The following is an 18,026-nucleotide window of genomic DNA, read 5'->3' on the forward strand; positions in this document are numbered from 1 at the left end:
TTTTCCGGGCGAATGCCTCTCTTTTCGGCAACTCGCCCCGGCGGCTCAGATCTCGACCCGGCCCATCGGCAGGATCAGCCTGTGGCGCAGCCCGTCCTCGTGCCATTCGGTCTCCATCGTGCCGCGGAAATGGCCGCGCACGGTCATGTCGACGAGCCGCGAGCCGAAGCCGGTGGCGGTGGGCTTTTCCAGCGGCGGGCTGCCGGTCTCGGTCCAGTCGAGCACCAGCCGCTCGCCCTCGTTCGCCCAGGTGACGGCCAGCCGCCCCTCGGCCACCGAGAGCGCGCCGTATTTCGCGGCATTGGTGGCGAATTCATGCAGCACCAGTGCAAGGTTGGTCGCGCCGCCCGCACCCAGCGACAGGGTCGGGCCGGTGACGGTGACATGGTCGTCCTGGCGCATCAGGTGCGGTTCCAGCAGCGTCACCACCAGCGCCTGCAGCGAGACATCGGCGCGGCCTTCGGCCTCCTGCGTCACCACCGGGCGGATCAGGTCATGGGCGCGCGCCAGGGCGTTGATCCGGCCGCGCAGGGTCTGGGACATCTCGGCGGGGGTCTCGGCGCTGCGGGCGGTCATGCCGATCATGCCGGAGACAACCGAGAACAGGTTCTTCACCCGGTGGTTCAGCTCGCCGACCAGCAGCTGGCGCTGGGCAACTTCCTGGCGCAGGCGGATCTCGCTCTCGATGATGGCGCAGATGTCCTCCAGCACCTTCAGCTCGCGCTCGGTCCAGTTGCGCGGTTCGCTGTCGATGGCGCAGAAGGAGCCCAGCACCTGGCCGTCCGGCCCGTGGATCGGCAGGCCCAGATAGGCGACGACGCTGAGATCGGCGACCGCGCCGTTCGTCACCAGGAGCGGATGGTTGCGTGCGTCTTCCACGGCCAGCGGCCGGTCGGAGGTGACGACATACTGGCAGAAGCTGTGCGACAGCGGCGTCTCGCGCATGCAGGCGACCGGTTCGGGCAGGCCGACCTGCGCCTTGAAGAACTGGCGGCGGTCATCGACCAGGGAAATCAGACCGACCGGCACGCCGAGCACCTCGGTCGCGATCCGGACGGCCCGGTCGAAGGCCTCCTCGGGCAGCGTGTCCAGAAGCGCGGTGCGCTCCAGCGCGGCAAGACGGTCGGGATCGGCGAGGCGTTCCTGGTGATCCGCGGGAACGACCGGCGGAAAGCGGTGTTTTGGCACGCGTGTCTTGCTCCGGAGGGCCGCGTCGGGCCCAAATACTTGAAACCGACAGCTCTATAGACTGGGGCCGGCCCCGAGGGAAAGCGGTAAAAGGTCTTTGCGGGGTGCCCGGCGGGCCTCCGCCGGCCGGCGCGGCGGCTCCGCTGCGGGTCCCGGCGGCGGCCTCGGGACTTCCCCCCGCTGCCCGCAGGGCGTAGCTTCGGAGGCATGAGCAGTGCCCCCCGATTCATCCATCTCCGCCTCCATACCGAATACTCGCTTCTCGAGGGCGCCATGCGCACCAAGAAGCTGCCCGACCAGATCGCCGCGATGGACATGCCCGCCGTCGCGGTGACCGACACGAACAACATGTTCGCCGCGCTGGAATTCTCGGTAACGGCGGCCAAGGCAGGGGTCCAGCCGATCATCGGCTGCCAGGTGTCGGTGCAGTACGCGCCGCCGGTGCCGGGAGAGAAGGTGCTGCCGCCCGCGCCGGTGGTGCTGCTGGCGCAGGACGAGACCGGCTACGGCAACCTGATGAAGCTGAACTCCGCGCTCTATCTCGCCCGTCCCGGCGAGGAGCCGCATGTCACGCCCGAGGAACTGGCCGCGCATTCGGACGGGCTGATCTGCCTCTCGGGCGGGCCGGACGGGCCGGTGGGGCGGCTGCTGCAGGCGGGGCACCGCCCGAAGGCAGAGGCATTCCTGAGCTTCCTGGCGCGCAGCTATCCCGACCGGCTCTATGTCGAGCTGCAGCGCCATCCCGGCGAGGATGGCCAGCCCGAGCCGGAGCGGCTGACCGAACGCGGCCATGTCGAGATGGCCTATGCGATGGGCCTGCCGCTGGTCGCGACCAACGACGTCTACTTCCCGAAACCGGCAATGTACGAGGCGCATGACGCTCTGATCTGCATTTCCGAGGGCGCCTATGTCGACCAGTCCCAGCCGCGCCGCCGCCTGACGCCGCAGCACTACCTGAAATCGCCCGCCGAGATGGCCGCGCTCTTTGCCGACCTGCCCGAAGCGGTGGAGAATACGGTGGAGATCGCGCGCCGCTGCGCCTTCGCCGCCTATACCCGCGCGCCGATCCTGCCGAAATTCGCCGATGACGAGGTGGAGGAGCTGCGCCGCCAGGCCAGGCAGGGGCTGGAGGACCGGCTTGCCGTCATTCCGCACGCGGTCAGCGTCGAGGAGTACCAGAAGCGGCTGGATTTCGAGCTGGGCATCATCGAGGGCATGGGGTTCCCCGGCTACTTCCTGATCGTGGCGGACTTCATCAAATGGGCCAAGGACCATGACATCCCGGTCGGGCCGGGCCGGGGCTCGGGCGCGGGCTCGCTGGTCGCCTATGCGCTGACCATCACCGACCTCGACCCGCTGCGCTACAGCTTGCTCTTCGAGCGGTTCCTCAACCCCGAGCGGGTGTCCATGCCCGACTTCGACATCGACTTCTGCATGGACCGCCGCGAAGAGGTGATCCGCTACGTGCAGGAGAAATACGGCCGCGACAAGGTCGGCCAGATCATCACCTTCGGCGCGCTGCTGTCCAAGGCGGCGGTGCGCGATGTCGGGCGGGTGCTGCAGATGCCCTTCGGCCAGGTCGACCGGCTGTCGAAGATGATCCCGGTGGAAGGGGTGAAGCCGGTTTCCATCGAGCAGGCGCTGAAGGACGAGCCGCGGCTGGCCGAGGCGGCGAAGGCGGAGGAAGTCGTCGGACGGCTGCTGACCTACGGCCAGCAGGTGGAGGGGCTGCTCAGGAACGCCTCCACCCACGCGGCGGGCGTGGTGATCGGCGACCGGCCGCTGGATGCGCTGGTGCCGCTCTACCAGGATCCGCGCTCGGACATGCCGGCGACCCAGTTCAACATGAAATGGGTGGAGCAGGCCGGGCTGGTGAAGTTCGACTTCCTCGGCCTGAAGACCCTGACCGTGATTCAGAATGCCATCGACCTGATCGAGGGGCAGGGGCGCACGCTGCATGTCGCCGCCGACGGCACGCCGCTCTACCAGCCCGAGCCCGGCACCGAAGGCCAGATCAACGCCATTCCGCTGGACGATGCCAGGACCTACCGGCTCTATGCCGATGCCAAGACGGTGGCGGTGTTCCAGGTGGAAAGCTCGGGCATGATGGATGCGCTGCGGCGCATGAAGCCCACCTGCATCGAGGACATCGTCGCGCTGGTGGCGCTCTACCGGCCCGGCCCGATGGAGAACATCCCGGTCTATTGCGAGGTCAAGAACGGCCTGCGCGAGATCACCTCGATCCACCCGCTGATCGACCACATCCTCGCCGAGACCCAGGGCATCATCGTCTACCAGGAACAGGTGATGCAGATCGCCCAGGAGATGGCGGGCTACTCGCTCGGCGGCGCCGACCTGCTGCGCCGGGCGATGGGCAAGAAGATCAAGGAGGCGATGGACGCCGAGCGGCCGAAATTCGAGTCCGGCGCCGCCAAGAACGGCGTCGACAAGAAGAAGGCCACCGAGGTCTTCGACCTTCTCGAGAAATTCGCCAATTACGGCTTCAACAAGTCCCACGCCGCCGCCTATGCGGTGGTTTCCTACCAGACCGCCTGGCTGAAGGCGAACCACCCGGTGGAGTTCATGGCCGGCGTGATGAACTGCGATATCCACCTGACCGACAAGCTGTCGGTCTATGCCGAGGAGGCGCGGCGGCGGCTGGAGATCGAGATCGTCCCGCCCTGCGTCAACCGCTCGGCCGAGACCTTCGCGGTGGAAGACGGCAGGATCATCTACGGTCTCGGCGCGCTGAAGAATGTCGGCCTCGAGGCGATGCGGCTGATCACCAGGGCCCGCGGCGACCGTCCCTTCGCCACGCTGTTCGACTTCGCCCGCCGCGTGGACATGAAGCATATCGGCAAGCGGCCGCTGGAAATGCTGGCCCGCGCTGGCGCCTTCGACCAGCTCGACCGCAACCGCCACCGGGTCTTCGCCGCGCTCGACGCGCTGGTCGCCTATTCCGCCGCCATCCACGAGCAGCGCGCCTCCAGCCAGGTGTCGCTCTTCGGCGAGGCGGGCGACGACCTGCCCGAGCCGCGCTTGCGCGACCTGTCGGACTGGCTGCCGACCGAGCGGCTGGGCGAGGAGCACAAGGCGATCGGCTTCTACCTCTCGGGCCATCCGCTCGACGACTACATGGCGCCGCTGAAGCGCCAGAAGGTGCAGACCCTGACCGAGGTGGCGGCGCTCGCCCGCCGAGACGGCAAGATCATCGCCAAGCTGGCCGGCGCGGTCTCGGCCCGGCAGGAACGGAAATCGAGCCGCGGCAACCGCTTCGCCTTCGTGCAGCTGTCGGACCCGACCGGGCTCTACGAGGTGACGGTCTTCTCCGATACGCTGGAACAGTGCCGCGACCTCCTGGAGCCGGGCCAGAACGTCGTGCTGACGGTGGAGGCGGAAAGCGATTCCGACCAGCTGAAGCTGCTCTGCCGCTCGGTGACGCCGGTCGATGACGTGGCGGCGCAGGCGGGTCCGGTGGGGATGCGGGTGACGCTCGATGCCGAGGCCGAGCCGGGCGGTCCCGCGGCGATGATCGCCGATCTGCTGCAGCGCGCGACCGAGGAGGCGCGCCGCCAGCGCCGGGCGCCGGTGCAGCTGCTGCTCCGGATGCACCGCGAGGGCTTCCAGGGCGACGGCGTGGTCGAGCTTGGCCAGTTCGTGGTCACGCCGCAGATCAAGGGGGCGGTGAAGTCGCTGCCCGGCGTGGAGCTTGTCGAGGACTTGTGACGCGCGCCAGTTGACTCAAGTTGCGCGGATTTCGGCATCCGGGCCGGATTTGCGCAAACCGGACCTTAAAGCCTGCCGGCTAGACAGCGCCCCGTGTGGGGGCTTCTCCTGTTGGAGGGGCGGAATGAACAGACGTGACATGCTTTGCGGCGGGGCTGCCGCGGCTATCGCAATGGCGCCCGGCATCCTCCGGGCAGGGGCTGCGCATGGATGCTACCGTGCGGAGGCCAACAAGGTGCGCTGCCAGGTGGGCTTCCCGGACGCGCCCTACATCGAACCGCAGGAATGCCGGGCGGATTGCTGGGCGAATTGCCTTGCCTACATGCTGCGCGGCTTCGGCGCCAAGATTTCGGTCGGCTCCGTGCTCTGGCGCATGGAGCAGGAAGGCGCCTGCCGCAACGGCGACGACGAGGCGCAGCTGATGGCGGCCTCGGGCAAGTGGATCGACGATACCGGCCGGACCTTCTGGGTCTCGGCGCGGCGCCTGCAGGACATCCGCCACGGCACCTTCTCTACCGAGGAGTTCCAGCCGCTGGTCAACGCGCTGTCGGCCCGCCCGCTGATCGCCGGCAGTCCCGGCCATTCCATGGTGCTGACCGAGATGGCCTATGTCGACGCGCCGATGGTGATGATGCGCCAGGAGGAGCTGACCTTCCGCGATCCCTGGACCGGGACCTCGAACCTGCGCCGCCTGGCCTACGAGGAGACGCCCGAGCGCATGTTCGCCATCGACATCCGCATCCGCCGGATGTAACCGCGCCGCCCGTTGCCGCCGCTCACCAGTGCGGCGGGCGCTGGTCCGCCAGCGGAATCGAGTCCGACGCATCCGCCTCGCGCGCGGCCTCGCGTTCGGCCAGCATGCCGACCAGCCGGGACATCCGGTCGATCTCCTTGCCGCGCCGCGCGACCTCGTCGGACAGATCGGCCACCATCCGCTCCAGATGGGCGATCTTCTCTTCCAGTGCCTGCGTGTCGCTCATAGCTGTCTCCGTGTCCCGGGCGCGCCTTGCCCCTCACGCCCCCTTGGGCTAGAGCGGCGCGCGAGACAAGGGTGAGGTGCGTCATGGCTGCCAAGCAAAAGAAAGCTCCCCGGCCGAAGGCCGAGACCCCCAAGGGCTTCCGCGACTATTTCGGTGCGGACGTGGCCGAGCGCAAGGCCATGCTCGACAAGATTGCCGGAGTGTACCATCTCTACGGCTTCGAGGCACTGGAAAGCTCGGCCGTCGAGACCGTCGAGGCGCTGGGCAAGTTCCTCCCCGACGTGGACCGGCCGAACGAGGGCGTCTTTGCCTGGCAGGAGGAGGACTCGGGCTGGGTGGCACTGCGCTACGACCTGACCGCGCCGCTCGCGCGGGTCTATGCCCAGCACCGCAACGACCTGCCGACGCCCTACCGCCGCTATGCGATGGGGCCGGTCTGGCGCAACGAGAAGCCGGGGCCGGGCCGCTTCCGCCAGTTCTACCAGTGCGATGCCGATACCGTGGGCGCGCCGACCGTCGCCGCGGATGCCGAAATCTGCGCGATGCTCTCGGACGTGCTAGAGGTCGTCGGCATTCCGCGCGGCGACTACCAGGTGCGGGTCAACAACCGCAAGGTCCTGAACGGCGTGCTGGAGACGATGGGGCTGGCCGATGACGCGCAGCGCGATGCGGTCCTGCGGACCATCGACAAGTTCGACAAGGTCGGCGAAGCGGGCGTGCGCGAGCTGCTGGGCAAGGGCCGCCTCGACGCCTCGGGCGCCTATATCGACGGCGTCGGCCTGTCCGACGGCCAGGCAGCGCCGGTGCTGGCCTTCCTGACCTCGAAGGGCGCGGATGCCACCAAGACGCTGCAGAACCTGCGCGACGCGATCGGCGCGTCGCAGATCGGCGCCGAGGGTGTCGGCGAGCTGGAGACCATGGCCGAGCTTCTCGGCGCTCAGGGCTATGGCAGCGACCGGATCGAGATCGATCCTTCGGTGGTGCGCGGCCTCGGCTATTACACCGGCCCGGTCTTCGAGGCCGAGCTGACCTTCGAGATCCTCGACGAGAAGGGCCGTCCGCGCCAGTTCGGCTCGGTCTCGGGCGGCGGGCGCTATGACGATCTGGTCAAGCGCTTCACCGGCCAGGAAGTCCCGGCGACCGGCGTGTCCATCGGCGTCGACCGGCTGCTGGCGGCACTGCGCGCCAAGGGCCGTATGGGCGGCGACACGACGGGCCCGGTGATCGTCACCGTGATGGACCGCGACCGCATGGGCGCCTACCAGGAGATGGTCGCCGAGCTGCGCAACGCGGGCATCCGCGCCGAGGTCTATCTGGGCAACCCGAAGAACTTCGGCAACCAGCTGAAATACGCGGACAAGCGCAATTCGCCGGTCGCCGTCATCCAGGGCTCGGACGAGGCCGACCGGGGCGTGGTGCAGATCAAGGACCTGATCTTGGGTGCCAAGATCGCGCAGGAAGCCAGCCTCGAGGAATGGAAGTCCCAGCCCGCGCAGTTCGAGATCCAGCGCAGCGACCTGGTGGCGGAGGTCCGCAAGATCCTCGGAGGCGGCAATGCCTGACCGCGCGGCGATCCGCGACGAGGCGCACCGGCTGCGCCGCGCCTTCGAGGCCGCAGGCGCGGAGCCCTTCGAGGGCGCGATCCTGCAGCCGGCCGACACGCTTCTGGACCTCTATGGCGAGGATATCCGCGGCCGCGCCTATGTCACCGCCGATCCTCTGCGCGGCGAGCAGATGCTGCGCCCGGATTTCACGGTTTCCGTCGTGCAGGCGCACATGGAGAGCGGCCGCGGGGAAGGGCGCTATGCCTATTCCGGCCTGATCTTCCGCCAGCAGGAGGAAAATCCGGAGCGTCCGTCTGAATACTTCCAGACCGGCCTGGAGATCTTCGGCGGCGACCCAGCCGAGGCCGATGCCGAGGCTTTCGCGATGATCCGTGACCAGCTCGACGGGCTGCCGGTGCGGGCGATCACCGGCGATATAGGCGTGCTGATCGCTGCCGTGGACGGGCTGGAGACCTCGGATATCCGCAAGGCGGCGCTGCGCCGCCACCTGTGGCGGCCCGAGCGGTTCAAGGCGCTTCTGGCGCGCTACTCCTCGACCGAGGATCTGGCCAGGCTGCGCGGCGGCCTGCTGGCCAAGGTCAAGGCGGGCGAGGACGTGCTGGCCGAGGCGGGACCCGAAATCGGCCTGCGCTCGCCCGCGGAGGTGATGGCGCGGCTCGGCCGTCTGGTCGCCGATGCCGAGGAGCCGCCGATCCCGGCGGAGCAGGTCGCGCTGCTCGACCGCATCCTGCGCCTGCGCGGCGCGGCCTGGGCGATGGCGGCACCGCTGCGCGAGCTGGCGGGCGTCATCCCGAGCCTGGCCGAGGCGGCGACCCGCATGGAGGCGCGGCTGGCGGCGCTGGAGGCGCGCGGCATCGATCTCGACACGCTGGAATTCGAGGGCAGCTTCGGCCGCACCACTCTGGAATACTATGACGGCTTCGTCTTCGGCTTCCTCGTCGACGGGCAGAGCCGGGACAACTGGCCCCCGGTCGCGTCCGGCGGGCGCTATGACGAGATGACCCGCGTGCTGGGCAATGGCCGCCCGGTGCCGGCCGTCGGCGGCGTGATCCGCCCCGAACAGGTCCTGAAGCTGAGGGAAGCCCAATGCTGAAGCTCGGAGTGCCCTCCAAGGGCCGGCTGATGGAACAGACCTTCGAATGGTTCGCGGAGCGCGGCATCCAGCTGGCGCGCACCGGCTCGGACCGCGAATATGCCGGGGCTGTCACCGGGGTCGAGGGCGTCGAGCTGGTGCTGCTGTCCGCGGGCGAGATCCCGCGCGAACTGGCGGCAGGGCGCATCCATCTGGGCGTGACGGGCTCCGATCTGGTGCGCGAGAAGCTGGCGCGCTGGGACGCGACGGTCGAGAGCCTTGCGCTGATGGGCTTCGGCCATGCCGACCTGATCCTCGCCGTTCCGAAATTCTGGGTCGATGTGGAAACGCTGTCGGATCTCGATGCAGCTGCCGCGGCCTTCCGGGCCGAGCATGGCCACCGGCTGCGGATCGCGACCAAGTACCACCGGCTGGTGCGCGACTACCTGCGCCAGCACGGCGTGGCCGATTACCAGCTGGTCGACAGCCAGGGCGCGACGGAGGGCACCGTCAAGAACGGCACGGCCGAGGCGATTGCCGACATCACCTCCACCGGCGAAACGCTCCGGGCAAACCACCTGAAGATCCTCGGCGAGGATCCCATCCATGCCAGCCAGGCGAACCTGTTCCGGTCGCTGACCGCGGACTGGGGCGAAGCCGAACTGGCGAGCCTCGCGCAGATCGACGGCATGGTGAAGGCGGCGGCCTGAGCCGCCTTCCATCTCGGCTTCAGCCCTTGCGCCGCACCATGCCGCGTGCCGGGTCGTAGCCCCAGACGGCCGCCGCGCCGAACACCGCGAAGGCCAGCAGCGACCAGCCGAGCGACGCCCAGTTGATCTGGCCGTAGAGCGCGAAGCGGATCAGTTCCACCCCGTGGCTGAACGGGTTCACTGCACAGATGTCCCTGAGAAGGCGGGAACTTTCCGCCATGCGCCAGAGCGGATAGAGCGCGGTCGACAGGAAGAAGCAGGGGAAGATGACGAAGTTCATCACGCCCGCGAAATTCTCCAGCTGCTTCACCGTGGAGCTCAGCGCCAGCCCCAGAGCGCCCAGCATCAACCCGGTGATCACGAGCGCTGGCAGCACAAGGATGTAGCCGTACCAGGGCATGGCGATGCCGAACCCGGCTGCCACGGCGAGGAAGGCATAGGCCTGGATCACCGAGATCGCCGTGCCCGCCACCAGCTTCGCGAAAAGCAGCCACCAGCGCGGCAGCGGCGCGGTCAGCAGCAGCCGCATCGAGCCCATCTCGCGGTCATAGACGAGGCTCAGCGACGACTGCATCCCGTTGAACAGCAGGATCATCCCGCAGAGCCCGGGGACGATATAGGTCTCGTAGGTGATGTAGGTCTCGTAGGGCGGGATGATCGACAGGCCGAGCGCGGCGCGGAAGCCGGCGGCGAAGACCAGAAGCCAGACGAGCGGGCGGACGAGCGCGGACAGGAGCCGCGCGCGCTGCTGCCAGAAACGGTAGGCCTCGCGCCGGACGATGGCGCCGAGCGCCGTGGCCCAGGCGCGGGCGGGTAGGGCATTGCTCATGCGGCGCGTTCTCCCGTGAGGGCGAGGAAGGTCTCCTGCAGGCCGCGGTCCCCGGCGATCTCGCCCGCGATGCCGTCGGCCAGGATGCGGCCCTGGTGCAGGATCACCAGCCGGTCGCCCTGCAGGACCTCGTCGGTCAGGTGGGTCGCCCAGAGCACGGTCAGGTTCCGCGTCGCCGCCAGGTCGTGCACATGCGCCACCAGCGCGGCGCGGGAGGCGGCGTCGAGCCCGACGGTCGGCTCGTCGAGCAGCAGCACCGCCGGATCGTGCAGCAGCGCCCGGGCCAGTTCGAGCCGCCGCCGGTGGCCGCCGTTCAGGTCGCGGGCGCGCTGGCCGGCCCGGTCGGCGATGTCGAGCCGGTCCATCGCGTCCTCGCAGCGGCGCGTGGCCTCGGCCCCGGATGTGCCCTGCAAAGCCGCGAAATAGCGCAGGTTCTGCATCACGGTCAGGTCCAGATCCAGGGTCTGGCTCTGGAACACGACCCCCATCCGGGCGAGTGCCTGGCGCGGCGTGCGACCCATGTCATGGCCCGCGATCTCGATCCGCCCGCCGCGCGTGGTATAGAGCCGCGTCAGCAGGTTGAAGAGCGTCGATTTCCCGGCGCCGTTCGGGCCGAGCAGCGCGCAGAACTGCCCCGGCGCGACGGAGAAGCTGACATGGTCGAGCGCGGTCTTCGTCCCGAAGGCATAGGTCAGGTCGGTGACGGCAAGGCTCATGCGGCCCCGCCCCGGTGATGTCTCATGCGCTCCTCCCAAAGCTCCCGGGCCACTGTCGCCGCGGCGCAGGGGGAGTTCAAGAGGCGCCGGGCCGCATCGCCGCGCCCCAGGGGAAGCGGCCGACCTTGATCGACTTCAGCGGCTTGCGCGAGGCCACGTCGATCACCGTCACGTCGCCGGAAATGCCGTTGGTGGTGAAAAGCTGGCTGTGATCCGGCGAGAACGCCATGTGCCAGACCCGGCGCCCGGTCAGGATGTACTCCTCGACCTCGTAGGTCTCGGCATTGATCACGGCGACATGGTTGGCGGGCCCCAGCGCAACGAAGGCGGTCTTGCCGTCGGGGGTGAATTCGAAGCCGACGGGCTGGATGCGGTCGGGATGCACGCCCTGGATCGCGAAGGTGATCCTGGCGCGCTCCTCCTTCGATTCGGTGCCGAAGACGGTGACCGTGCCGCCGATCTCGGAACTGACCCACAGTTCCGTGTCGTCCTTGACGAATTCGGCGTGGCGCGGGCGCGAATCGACCAGCGTGTTGGCGATGATCTTGTGCGTCGCGGCGTCGATCCAATGCGCCATGTTGGTGGTCTCCGAGGTGGTGACGACGATCGTCCCCGCCTTGTTGACCGCCATGCCCTCGGGCTCGATGCCGACATTGATCTGGGCGATGACGGTGCGGCTGTCGACATCCACGACGGTCGTCACCGCGTCGTCCTCGTTGGCGATCCACAGGTGGCGGTCGTCGGGATGCAGGATGAACTGCTCGGGGTCCTCGCCCGAGGGCAGGTCATGCAGGATCTTGCCGGTATCGGGATCCATCACCTGCACCGAGTCGCTGTCGGAGGCGCAGATATAGACCCTGGAATAGTCGTGGCTGAAGGTGATGCCGCGCGGCCGCTCGCCGGTGGGGATGGTGCGGGTCACCTCCATGCTGTCGATGTCGATCACGCTGATCGTGTCGTCCTTCTCGTTGGTCACCCAGATCTCGCCGCCGGCGAAGGCGGGCAGGGCGAGGATCAGGCACAGGGCGGTCAGGCAGCGGGTCATGGCGCGGTCCTTGGTATCGGGGGCGGCGTGGCGGCGGCGCGGCCTGCCCGGTGTCAGTCGAATTGGGTGCAGGCGCTGTCGGGCCGGTCGAGCCCCAGCGTGTCGAGCTCGTTGCCCTGGTGCAGGAAGCCCTCCATCGGCGCGACCGCGACGACGGCCTGGTCGGTGACCAGCGGGATCGGCTGGCGCAGCTGGCCATTCCAGGGACGGAAGGAGAGCGGGCTTCCCTTGAAGCCCGCCAGCTCGAAATCGTCGCCCAGCATGTAGGCGCGCAGCTCGGCCGGATCGGCCGAGCCGGTCCGCGTCACCGCCTCGCCGAGCGCGCGGAAGGCGGCCCAGGCGGCGTAGTCCCGGTCCTGCATCGGCCGCCCGGCGAGCTCCTCGAAGCGGGACTGCAGCTGCGCCGCGCCCCATTGCTCGACCACGCGCGACCACGCGGCCGGCATCATCCCGGCGGAGCCCGCGACGGGACGCGGCAGCCAGGTGTTGTAGGCGATATAGCGGGCGAAATCATGGGCTTCGTCGGCGATCAGCAGCACGTCGTGGTCGCGGAAGCCCTGGGTGAAGAGCGGCACTTCCTGGGACGCGTTGCGGCGCATGTCCGCCGCCTCGTCCCAGACCGCCTCGCCGCGGGCGCGCAGCCGGAACTTGGCGGCCGACGCCTTCATCGCCTCGGCCCAGGCATGGTCAGCGTCGCGCGGTCCGGTGATCAGCGCCAGATCGGTCCAGCGCTTCGAGGCAAGCCCCTGCATCAGCGCATCGGCCAGCATGGCGCGCGAGGGCAGGGTGTGCAGCAGGTTCGCCCGGCAGTCGCCGGAACGCAGCGCGGTCTCCGGCGCCGCCGCGTTGAAGATCAGCGCGCCCTGCGCCTCCGGCAGGTCGGCAATGGCCAGAAGGTCGGCGGCAGGCGCGTCGACGATCAGGAAGGGCGATTGCGCCAGCGCGTCTCGCGCCACGGCGAGAATGTCGCCGCCCTCGGGCACGTCTGATTCGGAGAGGCCGTAGGAATGTCCGAGGAACTGCCCGGTGGTGCGGTTATCGCGCAGCCCCAGCTCCGCGCCCGCACGGCCCAGATCCTCCGGAACCGGGTCGAGGTTGGACAGCACGGGCGGCGGCGGCACCACGCGGTGCAGCCAGGTCACGCCCAGCTCCAGCGCGGGCGCGCTGCCCGCCCAGAGGCCGAGCAGCAGGGATGCGATGGCAAGCCTCATGGTCTCCTCCCTCAAGGCCTCCAGAGCCTACGGGCGCCCCCGGCGGGCCGGTATTGGACCATGGTCGGAGCGCCGGGGAGGGCGTTAGCGCCGGTGCTTCGCCAAAGGTCGAATGGTGGCGTCCGGCGGTGGCAGCTAGCTTTCCGGTCAGCGAACGAACAAGAACGCCCTTGTGGAGGAGACCCCCGGATGCTGTTCCGACTGACCGCGCTGAGCGCGACGATTCTTGCTGCCACCACCTCTCTGGTCCTGGCCCATGGCGACGTGGCCCCGCAGCCGGTGAACACCGACGCGCTGCCGGATCTGGAGGACCCGGAGGAGTGGATGACCGAGAACCCGTATCGCGGCATGGGTGACGAGGTCTACCAGAAGGCGATCGAGATCGGCTCCTCGGGCTTCAACCAGAACTGCGCGCGCTGCCACGGGCTGGAGGCGATCTCCGGCGGCCTGGCGCCCGACCTGCGCTTCCTCGAGGCGGAGGAATACGGCGACGAGTGGTTCGTGGAACGGTTCCGCCACGGCTACACCCAGAACGGCACCACCAAGATGCCGGCCTTCGGCGAGCTTCTCGGCCAGAAGGCAGCCTGGGCGATCCGCACCTATATCGAGACCCGGCCCGACGACGCGCAGGTCACCGAGGCGACGCCCGCGCTGATGGAGCTGAAGGGCGAGCTGGAGGGCGGCTCGGCCGACATCCCGGTGGTGCAGGCCAAGCTTTCCGACATTGCCGGGCAGATCGAGACGCTGTCGGGCGCCGAGCTGTCCGACAGCGTGGCGCGCCGGGCGGCAATGTCGCTGGAGATGCATCCGGATGACACCCACAAGGCGGTCGAGATCCTGAAGGTCGGCCTCTCGGCCGCGCATTAGGACTGGCCATGGGGAGGAGAGACATGCTGCGCCGCGCCTGCCTGGGCGCGGTGCTTGCCGGGGCGGCGGTCGCGATGGCGGCTGCCGCCCAGAGCCGTTGCGCGGATTATGTCCCGCAGCCGAAGCCGCAGAATGCGAGCCGCGACATCGTCGGCCAGGATCTGGACGCGATCCTCGAGCAGGGCTTCATCGAATTCGCTGCCTTCGACGATTTTGCGCCCTGGTCCTTCGGGGAGAAGGGCGAGATCAAGGGCGTCGACATCGAGATCGGCAAGCTGATCGCCGCCGATCTGGGAGTGGAGCCGCGGTTCCGCCTGGTCGAGGCGGGCGAGAATCTGGAGGCGGATCTGAGGAACTGGCTCTGGAAGGGGCCGGTGACGGGCGGCAAGGTGGCGAATGTGATGCTGCATGTGCCGGTCAACCGCGATTTCACCTGCCGGGTGGAGCAGGTGGTCTTCACCGGCCAGGCCTACCGCCAGCAGATCGCCATCGCCTATTCCGAGACGGCCTATCCCGGCGAGGTGCCGGGCACGGCCTATTTCCGCTACGATCCGGTGGGCGTGGAGAATGACACGATCGCGGATTTCTACCTGTCGTCGCTGGCAGGCGGGCAGCTGCTGGACCAGATCCACCGCTATCCGTCGACGCTCGACGCGGTGGCGGCGATCGGCACCGGCGAGGTGAAGGCGGCGATGGGGCCGATGGCGGAGCTGGAATATGCCCGTCCCGCGGTGGTCAAGGTGGTGTCGCCGCCGCTGCCCGGCTTCGGCGCGGGGCGCTGGACCGTGGGGGTCGGCGTGCATTTCGCCTACCGTCCGCTGGCCTATGCGGTCGATGACGCGATCTCGGCAGCGCTGGAGGACGGGCGCATCCAGGCGATCTTCGCCGGTTACGGCCTGACCTGGATGGAACCCGAAAGGTGATCCAGCGGACGCGCGCGCCTTGCGGCGCCCGCGGCACGACGCTGGCGCCTCCCGTCCGGGAGGCGCGTCCGCCCTTGGCAGCGGCCGCCGCCGGGCGGGCGGCCGGGGGCCCGGGGCCTGGGAGAGGGGCCGGGGAGAGGGCTGGCCCTCGCCCCGGAGGCATCAGCCGGACAGCGTTTCGAGGTCGCCTCCGGGGCTGACCAGCGTGACACGGCGCAGCTCCGGCAGCCCGTCGAAGACCGCCGCGATTTCCGCGCGGTCCATCATGCAGAATGCGGTCGATAGCCCGTCGGCCAGCGTGGCGGTCTCCGCTTCGACGCTGACGGTCGACCAGCGTGCCGCAGCCTGCGGATTGCCCGGATCGAGAATATGCGTCCGGCCGTCCGCCGTCCGCATCGCGCCGGGCGAAGACGTGGCGACCGCGCCGTTCCGGATGGTCCGGTAGCCCAGCAGTCCCTGTTCCGGATCCGCCACTCCCAGCGTCCAGGGGCCGCCGCTTGCCCGGAACTCTCCGAGGTCGACCAGCGTGTCGGCGAAGCCGTGTCCTGCCAGAAGCGCGCTGATCCGGTCGGCGGCATGGCCCTGGGCAATGCCGTTCAAGGTCAGGCTCTGGCCCGGGGCGAGGACGATGCCGTTTCCTGCCAGCAGGGCGCGTTCCCAGCCCACCGGGCCGGGCGGGGAGGTCCAGAGCGACTGGATGCTCGGATCGAAACGGCCGCCGGTCAGGCGGTGGATCCGGCCGCAGGCGCCGAGCAGCTCGGCCATCCAGGGATGCAGGTCCTCCAGCCGTCCTGCGGCGTTGAGCCGGGAAAGATCCGATCCTGGATCGTAGAGGCTGAACCGGGCTTCGAGCGCACGGATCATCGCCTGCATCTCGCGCAGCGCCGCATCCGCCTGTCCCGGCCGGCCGCGCAGCGTGACCGCGACATCGGCGCCGAAGGCGCGGCCCCGCCAGCTGGCGGCATGGCCTGCCCCGGGAAAGGCAGCGGCGGCGGCCGCAATGGCGAGGAGGCGGCGGCGGGTCAGGGTCATTCGGCGGCCTCCAGGCCGCGGTCCCGGCGCTTGGCAGCGAGGACCAGCGGCACGCACTGGCGCGGGTCGTCATGGATCGCCACGCAGTCGAGGCACTGGAAGCATTCGTCATAGGCGATCTTGCCCGAGCGCTCGATCGCGCCGTAGCGGCAGCGGACCTTGCAGAGCTGGCAGGGCGAACCGCAGTCCTCCCGCCGCGGAATCCAGCGGCGCAGGCGGAGCATGCCGCCGACCGCCATCAGCGCGCCCAGCGGGCAGACATAGCGGCAGAAGCCCTTGAAGGTGACCATGGCGAGAAGCAGCCAGAAGGCCGCATAGGCGGCGTATTGCCAGTCGCGCAGGAAGAAGGTGGTGATCGCGGTCTTGAAGGGCTCGACCTCGGCCGCCTTGTCGATCTGCCCCGGTGCCAGCACGGCGGTGCCGAGAAGGAAGGCGAGCACCACGTATTTCAGCGCCTTGAGGCGGCGGTCCCAGGCCGGGGAGGGCTCGACCTGCGGCAGGTGCAGGAGGCGCCCCAGACGGTCGGCGAATTCCTGCAGCGCGCCGAAGGGGCAGAGCCAGCCGCAGAACAGCCCGCGGCCCCAGAGGAAGAGGCCCGCGATCGCCGCCGCCCAGATCAGGAGCGAGAACGGGTCATAGGCGAGGAAGGCGAGGCTGCCGCCCTGCAGGGCGGCGGCAAGAACGGCGAGCGGGGTCACGATGGAGAGCTGGCCCTGGCCCCACCAGCCGACGAACCCGAGCATTGCGGCAATCACGCCCAGCCGGATCGCGCCGAAGCGGGGATGGGCGGCAAGGCGGCTCTGGCCGAAGCCGAGCACCGGCAGCAGCAGCGCCAGCCCCAGGCCGAGCGCGATCAGGTCGCCCTGCCGGTTCTCGGCGGCGGCGCGCCACGGCGGCAGCGACCGCGGCGCCTCGGGCCGGGCGAAGAAGCGGGCCGGAGTGGCGTGTTCCAGCACGAGGTTGACGCTGCCGGTTGCGGGCTGGAACATGCCGTGCTCGCGCACCGCCTCGACGGTCAGGATCCAGGGCCGCGCCGGGTCGAAGCCGAGCCGCCGGTCGGTGCGCAGGATCATGGCCGTGGCGTCCGAAAGCTCCGCGGGCAGGCCGTCGTTCAGCGTCACGAAGAGATCCGCATCGCGGAGCGCGACCGGCAGTCCGTCCTGCTCTGCCGTCAGCCGGTCCGGCGCGGTGTTGCGGACGAAATCTTCGCTCACCAGCCCGTGCCGCCCGGCATCGATGACCAGGATCGGTTCGTCATCCGGCGAGATCGTGCGGAAATTCGCGAGCTCGCGCGCGGTGTCTTCGCCCAGAACGGCGCGGGCGATGGCGGGCGGGCCGAGATCGACCACGTAGAGATCGAGGAACATGCCCTCCGGCTCGGCCGCCGCTTCCGGATCGTCATGCGCCCAGATCGTGCCCGCGAACTGCCTGTCGATCGCGGCATTGGTCACCGCCAGCCGCCCTGCTATGCCCTCGGCGATCATGTCCTCCCAGTCCAGATCCTCGTCATGCGCCATGTCCGGATGCGCGGGCGGCTCGGCGGCGATGCCCTTCATCTTCTCCTGCGCGACGGCCCGCGTCGCGGCGAGCAGGCTCTCATGCGCGATGCGGATGCTGGCGGTCGCCTTGGTGACGCCGTCGAGATAGGTCAGCGGCCCGTCCGCCTTGCCATAGGGGCTGCCCACCACCATCGGCGTGGCGATGGACAGGCCGCGATACTGTTCGAAGAAGGCGTGGAACGGCGCTTCGCCGAGGCCCGAGACGAAGATCGGCTCGTTGTGGTGCAGGAGCGAGACGTCGAGGAAGCGGCCTTCGAGGTCGATCATGACGAGGATGTCGATCGGCACGCCGGAAAAGCCCGGCAGTGGCGCAAGCGGCTCGGTCTCGAAGACATAACCTGCCAGCGCGCCGCCGGAATTCAGAAGTTCGTGGACGCCTTTGCCGCCGACCGGCTCGCCCAGCGAATAGGGAGGCATGATCCGGGCGGCGAGCTGTTCGGGGGAGAGCGGCTCGAAGGCGCGTGCGGGGCCTGCGAGGAGACAGGCCAGGCAGATGAGTAGCGCTATGGTTGCCCCCCGGATCATGCCGACAGGCTGCACCGGAAGCGGCGGCAGGGCCATTCGACCAAGGTCGGTGCAGGGAAGGGGAGAGGGGTGCGGGGA

At 69.2% G+C, this 18,026-nt stretch carries 15 protein-coding genes; 7 read left to right on the forward strand and 8 right to left on the reverse strand.

Annotation, left to right across the window (positions count from 1 at the left end; genetic code table 11):
* Positions 1–45: 45 nt before the first annotated feature.
* Positions 46–1,188, reverse strand: a complete 1,143-nt coding sequence (locus HCC78_RS10840; protein WP_172328791.1) for an HWE histidine kinase domain-containing protein — start codon at positions 1,186–1,188, stop codon at positions 46–48.
* A 207-nt stretch (positions 1,189–1,395) separates the two neighbouring features.
* Here HCC78_RS10840 and dnaE point away from each other — a divergent pair, with 207 nt between their 5' ends.
* Positions 1,396–4,914, forward strand: coding sequence for a DNA polymerase III subunit alpha (gene dnaE / locus HCC78_RS10845; RefSeq protein WP_172328792.1), 3,519 nt, complete (start codon positions 1,396–1,398; stop codon positions 4,912–4,914).
* A 124-nt stretch (positions 4,915–5,038) separates the two neighbouring features.
* The gene (locus HCC78_RS10850; protein ID WP_172328793.1) at positions 5,039–5,668 is read left to right on the forward strand and encodes a hypothetical protein; all 630 of its coding nucleotides are present in this window, start codon (positions 5,039–5,041) and stop codon (positions 5,666–5,668) included.
* A 22-nt stretch (positions 5,669–5,690) separates the two neighbouring features.
* Here HCC78_RS10850 and HCC78_RS10855 read toward each other — a convergent pair whose 3' ends face one another.
* The gene (locus HCC78_RS10855; RefSeq protein ID WP_172328794.1) at positions 5,691–5,894 is read right to left on the reverse strand and encodes a SlyX family protein; all 204 of its coding nucleotides are present in this window, start codon (positions 5,892–5,894) and stop codon (positions 5,691–5,693) included.
* Between the two features lie 83 nt (positions 5,895–5,977).
* Between HCC78_RS10855 and hisS the strand changes: the two genes are divergently transcribed.
* The 3 genes from hisS to hisG are packed head-to-tail and all read left to right on the forward strand — an operon-like array spanning position 5,978 to position 9,241.
* Positions 5,978–7,456 carry a histidine--tRNA ligase gene (hisS, locus tag HCC78_RS10860; protein WP_172328795.1) on the forward strand — a complete coding sequence of 493 codons (1,479 nt, stop codon included), beginning with the start codon at positions 5,978–5,980 and terminating at the stop codon, positions 7,454–7,456.
* Positions 7,449–8,552 carry an ATP phosphoribosyltransferase regulatory subunit gene (locus HCC78_RS10865; protein ID WP_172328796.1) on the forward strand — a complete coding sequence of 368 codons (1,104 nt, stop codon included), beginning with the start codon at positions 7,449–7,451 and terminating at the stop codon, positions 8,550–8,552. The genes hisS and HCC78_RS10865 overlap by 8 nt, the downstream gene beginning before the upstream one ends.
* Positions 8,546–9,241: an ATP phosphoribosyltransferase gene (gene hisG, locus HCC78_RS10870; protein ID WP_172328797.1), complete on the forward strand. Its 696-nt coding sequence runs from the start codon at positions 8,546–8,548 to the stop codon at positions 9,239–9,241. Before HCC78_RS10865 ends, hisG begins: the two co-directional genes overlap by 7 nt.
* 19 nt (positions 9,242–9,260) lie before the next feature.
* On the opposite strand, the gene HCC78_RS10875 is transcribed toward hisG, so the two are convergent.
* From HCC78_RS10875 to HCC78_RS10890, 4 genes are all read right to left on the reverse strand, one after another.
* The gene (locus tag HCC78_RS10875) at positions 9,261–10,070 is read right to left on the reverse strand and encodes an ABC transporter permease (protein WP_172328798.1); all 810 of its coding nucleotides are present in this window, start codon (positions 10,068–10,070) and stop codon (positions 9,261–9,263) included.
* Positions 10,067–10,786, reverse strand: coding sequence for an ABC transporter ATP-binding protein (locus HCC78_RS10880; protein WP_172328799.1), 720 nt, complete (start codon positions 10,784–10,786; stop codon positions 10,067–10,069). Before HCC78_RS10880 ends, HCC78_RS10875 begins: the two co-directional genes overlap by 4 nt.
* A 76-nt stretch (positions 10,787–10,862) precedes the next feature.
* On the reverse strand, positions 10,863–11,831 hold the full coding sequence (locus HCC78_RS10885) for a YVTN family beta-propeller repeat protein (protein ID WP_172328800.1): 969 nt from the start codon (positions 11,829–11,831) through the stop codon (positions 10,863–10,865).
* 53 nt (positions 11,832–11,884) lie between these two features.
* The gene (locus HCC78_RS10890) at positions 11,885–13,042 is read right to left on the reverse strand and encodes an ABC transporter substrate-binding protein (RefSeq protein WP_172328801.1); all 1,158 of its coding nucleotides are present in this window, start codon (positions 13,040–13,042) and stop codon (positions 11,885–11,887) included.
* 189 nt (positions 13,043–13,231) lie between these two features.
* Here HCC78_RS10890 and pedF point away from each other — a divergent pair, with 189 nt between their 5' ends.
* The gene (gene pedF, locus HCC78_RS10895; protein ID WP_172328802.1) at positions 13,232–13,909 is read left to right on the forward strand and encodes a cytochrome c-550 PedF; all 678 of its coding nucleotides are present in this window, start codon (positions 13,232–13,234) and stop codon (positions 13,907–13,909) included.
* A gap of 8 nt (positions 13,910–13,917) precedes the next feature.
* Complete coding sequence (locus HCC78_RS10900) at positions 13,918–14,832, forward strand: ABC transporter substrate-binding protein (protein WP_253949130.1); 915 nt, start codon at positions 13,918–13,920, stop codon at positions 14,830–14,832.
* A gap of 162 nt (positions 14,833–14,994) precedes the next feature.
* Here the strand turns inward: HCC78_RS10900 and HCC78_RS10905 are convergent, their stop codons facing one another.
* Both HCC78_RS10905 and HCC78_RS10910 read right to left on the reverse strand, forming a co-directional pair.
* A complete protein-coding gene (locus HCC78_RS10905; RefSeq protein WP_172328803.1) occupies positions 14,995–15,864 on the reverse strand; it encodes an FAD:protein FMN transferase in 870 nt (289 codons plus the stop codon).
* On the reverse strand, positions 15,861–17,948 hold the full coding sequence (locus tag HCC78_RS10910) for a 4Fe-4S binding protein (RefSeq protein ID WP_172328804.1): 2,088 nt from the start codon (positions 17,946–17,948) through the stop codon (positions 15,861–15,863). The genes HCC78_RS10905 and HCC78_RS10910 overlap by 4 nt, the downstream gene beginning before the upstream one ends.
* Positions 17,949–18,026: the final 78 nt, after the last annotated feature.

The organism is Mangrovicoccus sp. HB161399 (assembly GCF_013184745.1).
GTDB lineage: Bacteria > Pseudomonadota > Alphaproteobacteria > Rhodobacterales > Rhodobacteraceae > Mangrovicoccus.

Coding starts and splice junctions, on each gene's coding strand:
- hisG (WP_172328797.1), top strand. CDS start 8,546: ATGCTGAAGCTCGGAGTGCCCTCCAAGGGCCGGCTGATGGAACAGACC.
- HCC78_RS10880 (WP_172328799.1), bottom strand. CDS start 10,786: ATGAGCCTTGCCGTCACCGACCTGACCTATGCCTTCGGGACGAAGACC.
- HCC78_RS10905 (WP_172328803.1), bottom strand. CDS start 15,864: ATGACCCTGACCCGCCGCCGCCTCCTCGCCATTGCGGCCGCCGCCGCT.
- HCC78_RS10910 (WP_172328804.1), bottom strand. CDS start 17,948: ATGATCCGGGGGGCAACCATAGCGCTACTCATCTGCCTGGCCTGTCTC.
- hisS (WP_172328795.1), top strand. CDS start 5,978: ATGGCTGCCAAGCAAAAGAAAGCTCCCCGGCCGAAGGCCGAGACCCCC.
- HCC78_RS10855 (WP_172328794.1), bottom strand. CDS start 5,894: ATGAGCGACACGCAGGCACTGGAAGAGAAGATCGCCCATCTGGAGCGG.
- HCC78_RS10865 (WP_172328796.1), top strand. CDS start 7,449: ATGCCTGACCGCGCGGCGATCCGCGACGAGGCGCACCGGCTGCGCCGC.
- HCC78_RS10850 (WP_172328793.1), top strand. CDS start 5,039: ATGAACAGACGTGACATGCTTTGCGGCGGGGCTGCCGCGGCTATCGCA.
- HCC78_RS10890 (WP_172328801.1), bottom strand. CDS start 13,042: ATGAGGCTTGCCATCGCATCCCTGCTGCTCGGCCTCTGGGCGGGCAGC.
- HCC78_RS10875 (WP_172328798.1), bottom strand. CDS start 10,070: ATGAGCAATGCCCTACCCGCCCGCGCCTGGGCCACGGCGCTCGGCGCC.
- HCC78_RS10900 (WP_253949130.1), top strand. CDS start 13,918: ATGGGGAGGAGAGACATGCTGCGCCGCGCCTGCCTGGGCGCGGTGCTT.
- HCC78_RS10885 (WP_172328800.1), bottom strand. CDS start 11,831: ATGACCCGCTGCCTGACCGCCCTGTGCCTGATCCTCGCCCTGCCCGCC.
- pedF (WP_172328802.1), top strand. CDS start 13,232: ATGCTGTTCCGACTGACCGCGCTGAGCGCGACGATTCTTGCTGCCACC.
- dnaE (WP_172328792.1), top strand. CDS start 1,396: ATGAGCAGTGCCCCCCGATTCATCCATCTCCGCCTCCATACCGAATAC.